20 protein-coding genes are annotated in these 14,654 nt (G+C 56.9%); 16 read left to right on the forward strand and 4 right to left on the reverse strand.

Annotated features, from left to right (window positions below; genetic code table 11):
• Positions 1-76: 76 nt before the first annotated feature.
• The 3 genes from H7C19_RS00910 to H7C19_RS00920 all read left to right on the forward strand — a co-directional run bounded on the left by H7C19_RS00910 (position 77) and on the right by H7C19_RS00920 (position 2,044).
• Complete coding sequence (locus H7C19_RS00910) at positions 77-919, forward strand: immunoglobulin-like domain-containing protein (RefSeq protein WP_185140671.1); 843 nt, start codon at positions 77-79, stop codon at positions 917-919.
• 140 nt (positions 920-1,059) lie between these two features.
• The gene (locus H7C19_RS00915) at positions 1,060-1,389 is read left to right on the forward strand and encodes a hypothetical protein (protein WP_185140672.1); all 330 of its coding nucleotides are present in this window, start codon (positions 1,060-1,062) and stop codon (positions 1,387-1,389) included.
• 85 nt (positions 1,390-1,474) lie between these two features.
• On the forward strand, positions 1,475-2,044 hold the full coding sequence (locus H7C19_RS00920) for an ATP-binding protein (RefSeq protein ID WP_185140673.1): 570 nt from the start codon (positions 1,475-1,477) through the stop codon (positions 2,042-2,044).
• Between the two features lie 48 nt (positions 2,045-2,092).
• On the opposite strand, the gene H7C19_RS00925 is transcribed toward H7C19_RS00920, so the two are convergent.
• Positions 2,093-2,794: a S1C family serine protease gene (locus H7C19_RS00925; RefSeq protein ID WP_185140674.1), complete on the reverse strand. Its 702-nt coding sequence runs from the start codon at positions 2,792-2,794 to the stop codon at positions 2,093-2,095.
• A 188-nt stretch (positions 2,795-2,982) separates the two neighbouring features.
• On the opposite strand from H7C19_RS00925, the gene H7C19_RS00930 reads away from it, so the two are divergent.
• Positions 2,983-3,693, forward strand: a complete 711-nt coding sequence (locus tag H7C19_RS00930) for a class I SAM-dependent methyltransferase (RefSeq protein WP_185140675.1) — start codon at positions 2,983-2,985, stop codon at positions 3,691-3,693.
• Positions 3,694-3,710: 17 nt separating this feature from the next.
• Here the strand turns inward: H7C19_RS00930 and H7C19_RS00935 are convergent, their stop codons facing one another.
• Together H7C19_RS00935 and H7C19_RS00940 are read right to left on the reverse strand one after the other, a co-directional pair.
• Positions 3,711-4,811: a YhgE/Pip domain-containing protein gene (locus H7C19_RS00935; RefSeq protein ID WP_185140676.1), complete on the reverse strand. Its 1,101-nt coding sequence runs from the start codon at positions 4,809-4,811 to the stop codon at positions 3,711-3,713.
• 268 nt (positions 4,812-5,079) lie between these two features.
• Positions 5,080-5,499: a hypothetical protein gene (locus H7C19_RS00940; RefSeq protein ID WP_185140677.1), complete on the reverse strand. Its 420-nt coding sequence runs from the start codon at positions 5,497-5,499 to the stop codon at positions 5,080-5,082.
• Between the two features lie 98 nt (positions 5,500-5,597).
• Here H7C19_RS00940 and H7C19_RS00945 point away from each other — a divergent pair, with 98 nt between their 5' ends.
• The 8 genes from H7C19_RS00945 (at position 5,598) to H7C19_RS00980 (ending at position 8,721) form a co-directional block, all read left to right on the forward strand.
• Positions 5,598-6,026: an Hsp20/alpha crystallin family protein gene (locus tag H7C19_RS00945; protein ID WP_185140678.1), complete on the forward strand. Its 429-nt coding sequence runs from the start codon at positions 5,598-5,600 to the stop codon at positions 6,024-6,026.
• Positions 6,027-6,068: 42 nt separating this feature from the next.
• A complete protein-coding gene (locus tag H7C19_RS00950) occupies positions 6,069-6,293 on the forward strand; it encodes a hypothetical protein (protein ID WP_185140679.1) in 225 nt (74 codons plus the stop codon).
• Positions 6,290-6,694 carry a hypothetical protein gene (locus tag H7C19_RS00955; RefSeq protein WP_185140680.1) on the forward strand — a complete coding sequence of 135 codons (405 nt, stop codon included), beginning with the start codon at positions 6,290-6,292 and terminating at the stop codon, positions 6,692-6,694. Before H7C19_RS00950 ends, H7C19_RS00955 begins: the two co-directional genes overlap by 4 nt.
• Positions 6,695-6,699: 5 nt before the next feature.
• On the forward strand, positions 6,700-6,981 hold the full coding sequence (locus tag H7C19_RS00960; RefSeq protein ID WP_185140681.1) for a hypothetical protein: 282 nt from the start codon (positions 6,700-6,702) through the stop codon (positions 6,979-6,981).
• A 32-nt stretch (positions 6,982-7,013) separates the two neighbouring features.
• Complete coding sequence (locus tag H7C19_RS00965; RefSeq protein WP_185140682.1) at positions 7,014-7,469, forward strand: Hsp20/alpha crystallin family protein; 456 nt, start codon at positions 7,014-7,016, stop codon at positions 7,467-7,469.
• Between the two features lie 57 nt (positions 7,470-7,526).
• Positions 7,527-8,084 carry a hypothetical protein gene (locus tag H7C19_RS00970; RefSeq protein WP_185140683.1) on the forward strand — a complete coding sequence of 186 codons (558 nt, stop codon included), beginning with the start codon at positions 7,527-7,529 and terminating at the stop codon, positions 8,082-8,084.
• A gap of 83 nt (positions 8,085-8,167) precedes the next feature.
• The gene (locus tag H7C19_RS00975; RefSeq protein ID WP_246469231.1) at positions 8,168-8,419 is read left to right on the forward strand and encodes a hypothetical protein; all 252 of its coding nucleotides are present in this window, start codon (positions 8,168-8,170) and stop codon (positions 8,417-8,419) included.
• A 92-nt stretch (positions 8,420-8,511) separates the two neighbouring features.
• A complete protein-coding gene (locus H7C19_RS00980) occupies positions 8,512-8,721 on the forward strand; it encodes a hypothetical protein (protein WP_185140684.1) in 210 nt (69 codons plus the stop codon).
• A 126-nt stretch (positions 8,722-8,847) separates the two neighbouring features.
• On the opposite strand, the gene H7C19_RS00985 is transcribed toward H7C19_RS00980, so the two are convergent.
• A complete protein-coding gene (locus H7C19_RS00985) occupies positions 8,848-9,858 on the reverse strand; it encodes a LacI family DNA-binding transcriptional regulator (RefSeq protein ID WP_185140685.1) in 1,011 nt (336 codons plus the stop codon).
• Positions 9,859-10,087: 229 nt separating this feature from the next.
• Between H7C19_RS00985 and H7C19_RS00990 the strand changes: the two genes are divergently transcribed.
• The 4 genes from H7C19_RS00990 to H7C19_RS01005 all read left to right on the forward strand — a co-directional run bounded on the left by H7C19_RS00990 (position 10,088) and on the right by H7C19_RS01005 (position 14,645).
• A complete protein-coding gene (locus tag H7C19_RS00990; RefSeq protein WP_313731251.1) occupies positions 10,088-11,878 on the forward strand; it encodes an L-fucose isomerase in 1,791 nt (596 codons plus the stop codon).
• A gap of 58 nt (positions 11,879-11,936) precedes the next feature.
• On the forward strand, positions 11,937-12,596 hold the full coding sequence (locus tag H7C19_RS00995; RefSeq protein WP_185140687.1) for a class II aldolase/adducin family protein: 660 nt from the start codon (positions 11,937-11,939) through the stop codon (positions 12,594-12,596).
• A gap of 22 nt (positions 12,597-12,618) precedes the next feature.
• Positions 12,619-14,139 carry a rhamnulokinase gene (locus tag H7C19_RS01000; protein WP_185140688.1) on the forward strand — a complete coding sequence of 507 codons (1,521 nt, stop codon included), beginning with the start codon at positions 12,619-12,621 and terminating at the stop codon, positions 14,137-14,139.
• A gap of 89 nt (positions 14,140-14,228) precedes the next feature.
• Complete coding sequence (locus H7C19_RS01005) at positions 14,229-14,645, forward strand: hypothetical protein (protein WP_185140689.1); 417 nt, start codon at positions 14,229-14,231, stop codon at positions 14,643-14,645.
• Positions 14,646-14,654: the final 9 nt, after the last annotated feature.

Consider the following 14,654-nt stretch of genomic DNA (forward strand, 5'->3'; position numbering starts at 1 on the left):
CTTACTCCTCCATCTCCAAGCGCGCAACCTGACGAGGGACTTCGACGTCTATTCATGACAAAGGGGGCTGGGAACGATGTCCAAAAGGAGTCTCGCGCTCTTGTTCGCCATCGGGATGGGACTCGTTGCGGGATGTGCCCATGGAAAAGCCGACGAGGCGTCTTATAAGCCAGATCAAGCGGAGAAGCGGGGGGATGTGGTCTTCTTCAACGAGCGCGTCTTGAACTTGGACCGGCTGAACGTGTTCATAGACGCGGTTTGGAATGGCCGACCGGCTGACGTTCGGCTCGTACGCTACACGATCGAAGGAGATCCGCTGATCGAGGAGATTCATGCGGACGGCAAGACCATCCGATACGCGAGGGATAACAGCAGGGATGCCTATGGCGATTCGAAGCTAGTCAGACGTACCTGTCAGTCCGCGGCGCGTACGATAACTGACGTTAATGATTTTACCGGAGAGAAGCTCGCAGAAGCTTCCACCTCCTACGCGTTGACCGGATGCGCGGAAGGGGAGTCGCAGATCTCGCTGGCCTATGTGCCGAAACGAAGCCTGCCGTCCGAGTTCGAAGAATCGGAAACGGTCTTGAGGATGACACTCGACCGCGAGACGTACGAAGCCGCGGGTCAATCCCTGACCTTGCGTCTAGAGAACGCCGGAACGAAGACCGTGACTTTCGGTTCGGACTATGCGATCGAAGCGTATCGCTTTGACACTTGGGTGCCGCTGAAGCCCGTGGAAAATGCGGCTTTCACCGCAGACCGGCACACGCTGCCGGCAGGAGAAAGCTACGCTGTCCGCATTTCGCCCGGTGCGCAGTATCGCTTGGATGGTTCGGGTTCGTATCGGGTAGTGAAGAAGCTGGAAGCGGGGGAAAGGAAGTTCGAATTGGCCGTGACTTTCCGGATCGAAGGCTAACCGATTCGTCCATTCTTCACCGGCAATGACATCACGATTCCGTCATCCTTCTCCGATAACGACGTCAAAACGATTCCCCTTTTCCCTGAAATAGGTTAATCTGGATGTATTGAATCGTTCGTGATGTCGGAGGTGCGGGTGTGGCCGTTTTTACGGTACTTGTCGGCATAATTGCGGTGATTCTGTTTTTCGTGATCTGGCATAGCGTTATTCAGTCTGCGATCGACAACTCGGAGCTCGCGAAGACGTTGAAATCGATCCAGACGTTGCTGGAACAGCGGCAGCCGCCGGGCATGACACATCCGTCGCAGGTAAGAGAATGGCAGTCGCGGCGTTCATCCGAAGACGGAGGCCGAGACGCGACTGAGGAAGTATTCGAGGACGAAGGTTGTCCGGGCTGCGGGACGCTCGTGTCCGTCGAACGAATAAGCTGTCCCGAATGCGGGTTGACGCTGCGGGATGATTCATGATTCGGGCGATGGACCTTAAGCGCGACGAAGTCGCCGCGATGACGATAGCCATTCAAGCTTGACCCAACGAAAAGGAGGTCGCGACGTGATCGTATGGATAAACGGCGCTTTCGGCTCCGGCAAGACGGAGACGGCATTTGCGCTGCACCGGCGACTGCCGGGTTCGCACGTGTACGATCCGGAGTATCCGGGGTACCTAATCCGCCGCAGTCTGCCGACGAAGCTGACGCAAGGCGATTTTCAAGATTTCCCGATGTGGCGTTCGATGAACGTCTCGATGCTGAAATATCTGGATGCGCACCATGACGGCCTGATCATCGCGCCGATGACGCTCGTGAACCGGGATTACTTCCAAGAGATCGTCGGCCGTCTGCGGGAAGAGGGGGTGGATGTCCGGCACTTTACGCTATGCGCTTCGGAGGAAGTGCTGCGCGCACGGCTAAGGAGCCGAGGGGAAGGCGCCGATTCGTGGGCGGCGCAGCAGATCGGCCGGTGCGTGGCGGGCTTGTCGGATGAGCTGTTCCGGGAGCACCTGGACACGGACCGGATGACGGTGGAGGAAAATGTCGTCCGCATCGCGGACGCGTTGAATATCCCGTTGGCGCCGGATATTCAACGCGACGGGCTCTTCGATGCAATCGAAAATGGAGATTGAAATGTTTCGTTCCCCGGCCGTGATTGGGGATTTTTATTACTCATTCCGCTAAGTGGCGCTTGTATTTTTAATGTGTTTAAGTATTTTTTTCTTAACCCCATCAATGCCAATCGCAAATCCGAGTCCCTGACGATCCTTTACGGAAAAGGTAGTGATTCCGATCACTTGGCCATTTAGGTTCATGAGCGGACCGCCGCTGCTGCCAGGATTGATCGAGCAGTCGATTTGAATGTTGTCTTGAAATGTTTGGTCCGAGTCGGCAAACTTAAAGAGCCTGTTTTTACCGCTGATGACCCCTGTCGTAATGGAGTTTTCAAACCCGAGCGGATTTCCGATGCACAGCACCATTTCACCCACTTTGCTGGTTCGCGATGATCCAAGCGGTAGCGGAACGAGGGCCTTGGACGCCCCAATTTTGATCAGCGCAATATCGTCATCCTGATCGCGCCAAATCACCCGACCTGTCTTTTGCATGCCATTATATAATGTGACGGTCACTTTTTCCGAATTCTTGACGACGTGGGAATTCGTTAATATCGTTCCGTTCCGATGAATAACAAATCCGGTCCCTATGCCTACCCTAGCGGGCTTTTTTTGTTCCCAGGGAGAATAATCCGGCTCGCTTGTATCTTGACTTTCGTTTTTGATGGAAACAACGCTTCGGCGTGCACGCTGATATAAAGGAACAAAAAGATTGCCGTTGAGCTTGTATGCAGGGATGGGGTTCGTAGGTTTACCTGCTTTTTTCAAATCGGTTCTCCTCCCTTACAGAGGTTCTTTCCTTGACAAAGTAACATATGACAGTTTAATCATCCGACTTGTTTGTTTGCCTATTTTCTTGCATTTATGGGTGCAAAGTTTCTCAGATGACATATAAATAGGCAAAGCTTGCAGGGCTGCCATCAGCTGGACAAAACGCGGACAGAGGGGGAGCCGGCATGGATTATCATGACCTATTGGCTTTGATCGGAGAGGGGAGCGCGCATCCGGGCGGATTTGAGGCGTCGAAGAGGCTGCTTCGCTCGTTGGAGGTTCCGTCTAACGGCCGCATCCTGGAAGTGGGCTGCGGAACCGGAAGGTCTGCCTGTTACATGGCGCAATTAGGATACGACGTGACTGCCGTCGATCGAAATCCTTTGATGTTGGAAAAGGCGAAGAGGCGAGCATGGAGAACAGGCAGCTCCGTGCGCTTCACGCACGCCGACGCCGCCTCCTTACCGTTTCCTGACATGTCTTTCGATTTGGTGTTTGTAGAGTCCGTTACCATTTTCACCAAAGGCGATAGCGCTCTTCAGGAATACTATCGCGTCCTTAAATCGAAAGGAAGATTATTGGACCGGGAAATGTCCTTTATTCGCAAAACGTTACCCGATCAGTGTCGCGATCTGGTTTCTTATTATGGATTACGCCATTTAAAAACCGCAAGGGAATGGGAAGCGGCAGTCAGAAAAAGCCGCTTTCGCGAAGTGAAAGTATCCTCCATGGGAAACCGCCTTGTCCCGGAAAACAACGACTTCGATCCGAATCGGGAGATGGATTTCCGATCGATCCAAGAATCGCACATCACCCGACTGCTTTTGGCGAATAAGCGACTTATGAAGAAATATAGAACAAAAATCGCTTCCGTCCTCATTGCCGCGAATAAATAATGCGGGTAGATTCGTCTTCATTTGCTTTTTTTCGGCGATTTTGACGCTTTGAATGGTTTGTATACCGAAGCAGTCGCCAGAACCAAACAAATCCCCGTTAACCATGCTAGCACTTTGTAGACGCCGTTCATCTGATTACCGTCGAAGTACATCACCGTTCTCAGACCGGATTGCACATATCGTAGCGGCGTCCAACTGTACAACCAATCATGGGCTGCGCGCGGGAGCATCTCCGGCGCGATGCTCAGAATGGGCATCGAGAAAAAGAGCAGGAGCACCATAAGCGGCAGGGCCGGCAATCCGATCCAATTCAGCAAAGCGGTTTGGAGCAAAAAGAAAACGAAGCTCGAAAACAGTAGAAAGAGCCAAAGGTGATTCCAGTTTGACACCTCCATGCCATACCAAACCGTTAACATCCAGAGCAGAAACGCCGAGGTGCCCAAGACAAAAACGATGCCGGTGGCCAATTGGGCAAATACGACATATACGCGACGGCCGTTCTTTTTTAAGGCCTGCTGGGAAGCTAGAAATAAAGCGACGCTCGTCGCCAAACTGTCAATCCAGGCGATCTCCGTCAACGACGTCGGGGCATTGCCGTTTGCTTGGTTATGACCGATCGGATGTACCGTCTTTACGGTTATCGGAACAGGCGCAATCATAGAGTCTGCTGTCATCGATTGCAAAGCATTATAAATGAGCCACTGGACGGTGGAGGCGACTTGCGGATTCTTGCCCTCGTTAATCAAAATCTGAATGGCAGCCGACTTCGAGCCTGACGACTCCCGCGTCGGATTGTACGGGATGATCAATGCGGCGTAGTAATCTTGCCGGTCGAGCCCTTTCAGAACTTCCGCCATAGAACCGAGCGCTTTCCATGCAATCGGGAGCTCCGATTGACGAATCATTTGCGTCTTGATGATTTCCCCAAGGGTGGACTGACCCTCGTTCGATTCCCTAGTCGGTTCATCCAGTACGACAAGCGCGACCGGAAACGATTGAAGTTGGGCGCGCATGGTGGTTCCCAATATCGCTAAACCGATGACGGCTGCAACGGACAACGCCGCAACGGCTCCGATCCATACCTGTTTCTGCTCGAAGAAAGAGCTTTTTGTCGTCATTTTTCCTCCTGCTGCTAATCGTGCAGATCACATTTATGATTCCCGTCCGGACGTGATCTATAAGGGCTTCATGGATATCTTGCGGACCTTGGATTCGCGCTGGTCGGTCCATTCCTGTACTATCTGCTCCCGGATACAAATAATCTAAATGTAAGCACGCACGTTACGCGAAAGGTTTGATCCATAAATCGTACCGAGCCTGTCCACTGCCAGTGCCTGCAGTTGCAAGCTGACAGCTTGCAACGATTAGGCACCTTTTAAATAACTCTTAAATACCGAATCCGCCTAGTAGAGGCATGATCGTTTTAAGCATTCCGAACCCCATGCGGATTCCCGGCCACATCTTCCCAAACTTGCCCATTAGCCCGCCGCCCCCGACGTTGCCAAGCCCGCCGCCGCCTGTTCCGCCTCCCAGCAAACCGCCTAAGCCTTGATTGAAAGGAAAGGCGGCTGAGGTTCCGGTTGCTCCTAGACCTGAGAAGAGGCCGGCTATGCGCGCTCGATGAGATCGGCTAGACGAAGAGCGTTTCATTTTTGTCCTTCCTTTTTGTCCAGCCAAATAAATACTTCCGTGATCAGCCTTGGTAATATAGCCTACGTAATAACTCCCGTCTTTTAAAACGACACAGACGGGCTGTCCCATCCACTTTTTTGCTTCTTCGATTGACATTCTGGATTTAGCAGGCATGATATCACCTCTTTCGACTATTGATTTATTTTATTCATTGGCAAGTTGAACTTCTTGTGCGTTTATGGAACAAAGAATAGGCGGATGGGGGGATTTCGTTGGAGAAAGAGAAACTCAACCTGCCAAAGGACTATTATGAACAAGCCAGCGAGGTGCTTGGGGAGGATTTCTGGCAGGATATCGGCCAGTTAATTCCGGTTACAGGTCCTAGAATCGATATGTATCATACTTCATCTGCGGTGGTGGTTCTGGCCGAATTGCCGGGCCTTCAGACCAGGGATCAAATCGAGATTCAGCTCGAAGGGCAATACCTGCTGTTAAAAGGGGAGATTCCTTGTCCCTATCCGGTTACGGATAACCGGATCCTTTTAAAGGAGCGTTATTTTGGTCCATTTCAGCGATCCTTGGCTTTGCCAAGGCCCGTTTCCGAGAGCGGAATCGTGGCCAAATATTCGCGGGGTCTGCTCGTGATCGAACTTCCGATTGAACAAAGCGCCCCGCAAACAAACATTCCGATCCAATACTGATCATATAATGAAGGACCTGTATCTTCAAAAGGAGGTGGCCATATGCGGCATATCCGATTTGGCGAACTGCGTATCGGATCCGTCTCGCGCTCGTCGGGCGTTTTTGCCGGAAGCAACAAGCAGCATGGCTTCAAGAGCTTCACGAAGGAGAATCAAGCTTTCGGTTCCGCGAGCGGGGAGCGAAGCTTGCTTTTCGACGTGAAGTCGAAAGTGAAGGACGCGGATCAGGTCGACGCGGGTTGGGACGGGAAGAAGAACGACAAGTGAGAAATCCTTTTCGGAAGCGGGACCATGAACGGGTCGCGGAAGCGGATCGGCAGAAGCGCATGCAAGAATGGGACGCCAGGCTTCGCCAAATCGAAGAAACGCTAGCCAACCTGGCGAGCAAATATCCCCAGGTCATCATCGAACATGTCGTCATTCAGCAGCCCGTATTGGAGAAGCTCGAATTTCGGCTGGACGGATTGGATATCGAGCATCTTAGCGGTTCCTTGAATTTGGGCAATAACTTCGGGGCGCATCCCAGCGTCCAGGCCGACGATCCCAAGCCAAAGACGAATCAAAGCGCCGATCGCCAACCCGCCGCCAACCAGGCGGAATCTTCTAAACCCGCGCAAACAGGTCTTCACCGAACGCCGACCGGCTTTCGGTTCGATAACCGGAGGTGACGGCAATGGGTTCTTTTTTGTCTCCGCAATTCGTCATCGGCTCCATCCGAATCGGATCGGTGGAGAACGCTTCTTGCATCAATATGGGGAACAATTGGCCGACCGCCTTCGAGAGCCATCAGAAACTGACGCAGGGCTTCGGATCGATCAGCGGCGATCGCAACTTGGTGGCAGGCATTCGCTCGCTGCTCAACGATTCCGACTTTCTCGACATGCTGAACGTGTCCGATTCGGAAGTGCCGGAGTGGCTTCGCGGTATCATCGCCGAGCGCAACAACATAAAATAGGTTAAAGCGGATAGCGAAGGGGCAGTGACATCATGGACAGCTGGCAGCATTCGGCAGACTGGCAAAGGTTCCAAAAAAACCTGCTTAAACAAATTCCGGTCGCCGGAAAAGAGATCAACGGGAAAGAGATCGAGCTAATGGTACAAAAATCGATCCGGAATATGATGCCCAAAATGATGCAGCAGCCGGGCATCCATCCGTTTATGGGCCAAAGTTTGGACTACGAGCTGTTTGAGACCCAACGATCCATCTTCGTTCAGTGCCGGCTTCATACAAACGTCATGCCGGGCGATATCCGGCTATACGCCGGCAGGACCAAATTAAAAATCGAATCCGCCGATCACGTCGAAGTCGTCGCCTTGCCCAGCGAAGTGAACGTATCGCGTACGATGGCGAGCTTTGAGAATGGCGTACTCGAAATCCGGATGCCCAAAACGAACGAGATGGAAGCGTTCCGCGAGATTTTCATCCGGGAGAAAGAGAAGTGAAAGACGATTTGAAAGGCGCTTCATGGCAGGGTGCCGTACAAGAGGGGAGACCGGGTCTTGGTCCTTAACGACATTAAAGCTTGCGTCGTGTTCCATAAGCTCTTCGTCAACAGCATCGAAAACTCGTCGGGCATCTTTATCGGAACGAATCAAGCCGGCGGATGGACGACATACAGCAAGAGCAACTCCGGATTCGGCAACCTCAAGGACGCGACGCTGTCGAACGCCATCGGCATCGTGAGCGATCCCGATCTGTTCGACACCACGATCCACGACGCCCCCAATATCTCCTTGGCGGAGGCGGCCCATGCGGCGCAGCAATGCGCCATCGAGTTCGAATCAGTGAACGTGAACACGTTGATGAACGCGTCCGCCGTAGACATAGGGGACATCAAACAACTGGGCTGGAGAACGGCCAGGAAAAACAATTACGGGCAAGGGAAAAGCTATGGCGCCAACCGGATGAGCCAAATGGTGAACGTGGTGTTCGATGACGATCGCACAGATGCCACTTTCCACATTAAGCAAAATGTGGTCGATCAATCCGGGAATACGCCTAAAAATGTTCAAATCGTTCAAAAAAGCACTAGCGAGGGCGAGAACGACGGACCGTAAGGCTTGCACCCTCAAGTCGCAGGAACCCCCGACCGCATTAGGAATACCATAAATCAATAGGCGATTCTCTCGGGGGTGAAGCGTTGGCCGTCATTATCTCCATGGCCGCAGGGGCCATCAATATTAATACGTTAAACCGCGGTTCTGTCGTCGCGATTGGAGAAGTCGCGCAGCCGGGGTGGAATCAAAACGGAAAGACGAACTTTGGGAACGGCCAATTATTCGGCGCTAATGTGGAATCGGGCTTCGTCACGACCGTATTCGATAACGATGTGTTCGATAACCCGATGAACGAGATTGAACCGGCAACCGCCATTCAAGGGCAAGCTTTGTAGGCGCGCGGCGGGACGTTCGAGCGCGCGCTCGTGCGAGGAGAGGTGTTATGGCTGAACAAAAGGAACTCGAGCCTTGTATACGATGCTCTAAAATGCCTAAAGAAAAGGACAAATACTGTACGGACTGCGGAGCGCCCCTGGTCAATCGCTGCTTCGACGAACACGGACCGCTCAAAAAGGGCTGCAACTTCGTAAATGACAGAGAGGCGGCCTATTGCGCCAAGTGCGGAGAGCCGACGCTGTATAACCTATTCGGCATCATTCCGGTCTCCCATCGTCCGCCGCTCGCCGATCGGCGGTAGAGACGAGTAATGATTACGGCAGGCATATGTCATTGAATTCTAACGTATCCGTGCGGAAGAAGATATGAACACAGGGGCTATTCCATCGGGTCTTCGTAGACCGGAGCGGAATAGCCCCCCTTTGTCTTAGATCGGCTGAACCGATCGCCGCACGATCATCTCCGCCGGCAGCACCACTTTGCGCCAAGGACCCGGCTCCTCGCGCGTTTGAATGCGGTCCAACAGCATCTGCATGCCGAGATGTCCGAACTGATACGCCTGCTGCGAGATGACCGTGAGGAACGGGTCGATCTCGGCATACGAAGCCAGCTCGTCGAAGCAGACGAGCGACACGTCCTCGGGCACGCGCAGGCCCTTGGCCTTTAGAGAGCGGATCACTTCGATCGCGAGGACGTTGTTGCCGGCGACGATGGCCGTGGGCAGCGGCCGCATCCGGTCCAGCCAGGCTTCGACCTCCGACAGGTCGCTTCGCGGACCGAAGCTCGTCTCCAGCACCCGCGCCTCGTCGTAAGGCAGGTCGTTCAGCTTCAGCGCTTCGCGGTAGCCCTCCAGCCGATCCCTCGCGCTGGAGATCGTCCGCGAGCCGTTAATGAGCGCGATATCCCGGTGCCCGTTCGACACGAGCTGCCTCACGAGCTGCCGCGCGCCTTCCTTGCTGTCGCCGAGCACGACGTCGCTCTCGATCCCGGGCACTTCCCGGTCGAGCAGCACGAAGGGCACCCCATGCCGACGCAGCATCTCCAGATGGGGGAGGGAGGCGTCGCCCGCGGGCGCGAACAGGACGCCGTCCGCCCGCGTCTTCAGGATCGCGTCGATATAATCGTTCTCTTTGTCGAGATTCTCGTCCGTATTGCCGAAGAGCAGCCGGAAGCCGTGCTTCTTGGCGGCATCCTCGGCCCCGCGCGCCAGCGTCGTGTAGAACGGGTTCGTGATATCGGTGATCATCAGGAACAGCAGGTTCGTCTGCTGCAGCACGAGACTGCGCGCCATCTGGTTCGGCACGTAGCCCAGCTCCTCCATGACGCGCTTCACCTTTGCCCGCGTCTTGTCGCTGATTCTGCCGGTGTTATTGATAACTCTGGATACCGTCATCGCCGAGACGTTCGCTTTCTCCGCGATGTCGTAGATCGTCACCATACGTTGCTGGACTCCTTCGCGTCGTTACTTGGGGTTCGCGAATCAGAGAAGAGAAGCGCTTGCCCGTTCGTTTGCCGGCCCGCCTGAGATGCGTCTCCGACTCTTCGTCATCGGAGGGCGGCGCCGGGGGTTACTTGTAATCTTACAAAAACGCGGCATTGACAGCAAGCGGTTTCAGCGTTACTTTAGAGTTATCGGTAACACAAACTTATCATTTGGAGGGATTAATGTGACTGATTTTGCCCACCGCTGGCAGAGCGGCTTCCCGAAGATCGGCATTCGTCCGACGATTGACGGCAGACGCAAAGGGGTCCGCGAATCGCTGGAAGCGCAAACGATGAACATGGCCCAATCGGTCGCCAAGCTGCTGTCCGAGACCTTGCGCTATCCGAACGGAGAGCCGGTCGAGTGCGTCATCTCCGACACCTGCATCGGCGGCGTCGCCGAGGCGGCCGCATCCGCTGACAAATTCGCCAAAGCCGGCGTCGGCGTCTCGCTGACCGTCACTCCTTGCTGGTGCTACGGCACCGAGACGATGGACATGGATCCCTCGATCCCGAAGGCCGTCTGGGGCTTCAACGGAACGGAACGCCCGGGCGCCGTCTATCTGGCCGCCGTCCTGTCGGGCTACGCGCAGAAGGGGCTGCCTGCATTCGGCATTTACGGGGAGCAGGTCCAGGACGCGGGGGACACTACCGTTCCGGAAGACGTGCGCGAGAAGATCATCGGCTTCGCCCGCGCGGGTCTCGCCGTCGCGATCATGCGCGGCAAGTCGTACCTCTCGATGGGCTCCGTGTCCATGGGCATTGCGGGTTCGATCGTGAACGATCAGCTGTTCCAGGAATATCTCGGCATGCGCACCGAGTACGTCGACATGTCCGAATTCGTGCGCCGCATGGACGAGGGCATCTATGATCCCGCGGAGTTCGAGAAAGCGCTTGCATGGGTGAAGGAAAATTGCGCGGAAGGTCCGGACAACAATCCGCCGCACCTGCAGATGTCCCGCGAGCGCAAGGACAAGGATTGGGAGACCGTCGTCCAGATGACGCAGATCGCCCGCGACCTGATGATCGGCAATCCGCGGCTCGCGGAGCTGGGCTTCGAGGAAGAGGCGAACGGCCACCACGCGATCGTTTCCGGCTTCCAAGGGCAGCGGGCCTGGACGGACCACTTCCCGAACGGCGACTTCCACGAAGCGATCCTGAACTCCTCGTTCGACTGGAACGGCATCCGCTCGCCGTATATCGTCGCGACGGAGAACGACAGCTTGAACGGGATCGTCATGCTGTTCGGCTATCTCCTGACGAACACGGCGCAGATCTTCGCCGACGTCCGGACGTTCTGGAGCCCCGACTCCGTCGAGCGGGTTACCGGTCACAAGCTGAGCGGCGCGGCCGCAGGCGGCATTCTGCACCTGATCAACTCCGGGCCGGCCGCTCTGGACGGTACGGGCGAGCAGCAGCAGGACGGCAAGCCGGCGATGAAGCCGTTCTGGGAGATCTCCGCCGACGAAGCGCAGCGGTGCCTGGACGCAACGTCCTGGCGTCCCGCCTCGGTCGAGTACTTCCGCGGGGGCGGCTATTCCTCCGACTACCTGACCCGCGGCGGCATGCCGATGACGATGTCCCGCCTCAACCTGGTCAAGGGCATCGGTCCGGTCCTCCAGATCGCCGAAGGCTATTCGGTCGACCTGCCGCCAGAGGTGCACGACACGTTGGACCGGCGGACGGACCCTACGTGGCCGACCACCTGGTTCGCGCCGACCGTCACCGGGAAAGGCGCCTTCCGCTCGGTCTACGGCGTCATGGACAACTGGGGCGCGAACCACGGTTCGATCAGCTTCGGTCATATCGGGGCGGACTTGATCACGCTTGCTTCGATCCTGCGCATCCCGGTCAGCATGCACAACGTCGCGGAGGAGCGCGTCTTCCGTCCGCGCGCATGGGGGCTGTTCGGCACGGACAACGCCGAGAGCGCGGACTTCCGCGCCTGCACGAACTTCGGACCGCTGTACAAATAAGAGAAGGCGGGCGTCCCGCGGCTGGCGGGACGCCCGTTGACGGGAGGAGACCGGCTGCATGAGCGTCATGGACATTCGCAACGAGCTGTGCAAATACGCGCAAAAAACGGTCGCGAACAAATTGGTCGTCGGGCCCGGCGGCAATATCAGCGCCCGCTATGAAGGGAAGATGTACCTGTCCCCGAGCGGCTTCGCGCTGGACGAGATCGCGCCGGAACAATGGGTGGAGGTCGACATCGAGAGCGGCGCCATCGCGGATATCGGCCTGCGGCCGTCGTCCGAGGTGCTGATGCATCTGTTCGCCTACCGGGCGAACCCGAACATCGGCGCCATCGTGCATACGCACCCGCCTTACTGCATCGCGTTCACCTTGGTGGAGGAGAATCTGCCCGTCATGTTCCCCGATCAGGCGGCGCTGGTCGGCACGACCACTTATGTGCCGTACGTGCTGCCGACGACCGACAAGCTGGCGGACGCCGTCGTCGCCAAGGTGAACGACCACAGCACGATCCTCCTCGGCAATCACGGTCTCGTCACGACCGGCCGCAATCTCCGCGAGGCGTATTACCGCACGGAAGTGGTCGAAGAGAGCGCGAAGATCTTCCTGATCGCGAGCGCCGTCAAGCCGCCGAAGGCGCTGACCGACGCAGAGTACCGGGAGATCGCTTCGCTCGAGAGCGAAGCCTACCGCATTCAGCTGCTGCAGAAAATGAAATAATCTCGGATTCGGAGGGGACGACATGCCCGCTACAACGGAAGACGGGGGCGTGACGATCGCGACGGCGCTGGCCTTCGACATGGGCGCGGGATCCGGCCGCGCGCTCGTCGGCGAACTGAAGCGCGCGCCGGACGGCGCCTCCAAGCTCGCCGTAACGGAGATTCACCGCTTCGAGAACGTACCCGTCCAAGTCGGCAAGCATCTGCATTGGGATATTCTGCGGCTGCTCCACGAGATCAAGCGGGGGATCCGCAAGGCGTTCCAGGCCGGCTACGCGCCGACGACTTTCGGGATCGACACGTGGGGCGTGGACTTCGGTCTGATCGACGGCAACGGCGAGCTGCTCGGCAATCCTTATCATTACCGGGACGCGCAGACCGACGGGCTGATCGAGGAAGTCGGGGCGCTCGTCGGACGGGAAGCGCTCTTCCGACAGAGCGGCGTACAGTTCATGCCGTTCAATACGATCTATCAGCTGTACGCGATGCGCAAGGCCGCATCTCCGAAGCTGGAGGCGGCGCAGACGCTGCTGCTCACGCCGGATCTGCTCGTCTACCTGCTCACCGGCGTCCCGTCCTGCGAATTCACGATGGCGACGACGACGCAGCTCTACGATCCGCGCGTGCGGCAGTGGAACAAGGCGCTCATGGCGCAGCTTGACATCCCGAGCCGTCTGTTCCTCGACCCCGTGCAGCCCGGTTCGCGCGTCGGTCCGCTGTCTCCGGAGGTTGCCAATGAACTGGAAGTGCCTGCGATCGAGGCCGTGTCGGTCGGCACGCACGATACGGAGTCGGCGATCGCGGCCGTGCCTGCGGACGGCGGGGCGTTCGCGTACCTCGTATGCGGCACCTGGTCGCTACTTGGCACGGAGCTGGCCGAGCCGCTGCTCAGCTTGGATACGCTCGCGCAGGACTTCTCCAACGAAGGCGGCGTGGGCGGCACTTATCAGCTGCTGAAGAACATCATGGGTTTGTGGATTCTGCAGGAATGCAAAAGGGAGTGGGATGAGCGGGGAGGAAGGCAGCTCGGTTACGGCGAGCTGGTCGAACAAGCGCGACGCGCTGCGCCCTTCCGCAGCCTCATCGACCCGGACGACGCGCGGTTCTACGGACCGTCCGGCATGACGGAGAAGATCCGCAGCTACTGCCGGGAGACCGGCCAGCCGGAGCCGGACGGCGAAGGCGAGTTCGCGCGCTGCATCCTGGAGAGCTTGGCGCTGCGGTACCGTCAGGCGCTGGAACAGGCGGAAAGCCTGACGGGCAAGCGGTTCTCCGGGCTCCATATGGTTGGCGGAGGGGTTCAGAACGAGCTGCTATGCCAATTCGCGGCAGACGCGATCGGGCGCCCGGTATGGGCGGGTCCGGTCGAAGCGAGCGCGATCGGCAACCTGCTCGTGCAATTCATCGCGCAGGGACGATGCGCGGACTTGGAGGAAGCGAGGCGCCTCGCTGCCGGCTCGTTCCCGGTTCTGACCTATGCGCCCGTCGAAGGCGAAGCTTGGAATCGCGTGTATACGCGTTTTTGCGACATGATCCGCTCCTAATCGAGCGGATTTTTTTGCGGGGAGAGGCAACCTTCCGCCATCGGGACGCGTCCTAATGGATAGGTAATTAAAGGAAGGGGAGCCGGGGGTTGAAAAAGAGAAAATGGGTGCCTTACGCGGTCGCCTGGATGTGTCTGGTCACCGTCCTGTCGGCTTGCGCCGCGAGAGAGGAACTGCGCGAGACGGATCGCATCATCCAAATCAGCAAACCCGACGGCGACCGTTACAAGGTGTACAAGGAAATTCGGCAACCGGAAAAAGTCGCGCAAACCGAAAAGCTGCTGCAAGACACCGTTAAAGGGTTGGCAGTCGTGTCGATGTCGCGCGAGGCGGATTATCAGTTGACGTTCATGAACACGATTCCGGGGTCGCCGTACGACAAGGTCGTGTACGAGGTGTGGCGCGCGCCGAAGGACGACCGGGTGGAGGTCGTCTCGGAGCCGACCGGCACCTACGCCCAGCTCGATTCCGAGGCGAGCCGATCGATCCTTCGCCTCGTGAAATAACGCGCGCGT

Origin of the sequence: Cohnella nanjingensis (assembly GCF_014212125.1) — a bacterium.
Classification (GTDB): Bacteria; Bacillota; Bacilli; order Paenibacillales; family Paenibacillaceae; genus Cohnella; species Cohnella nanjingensis.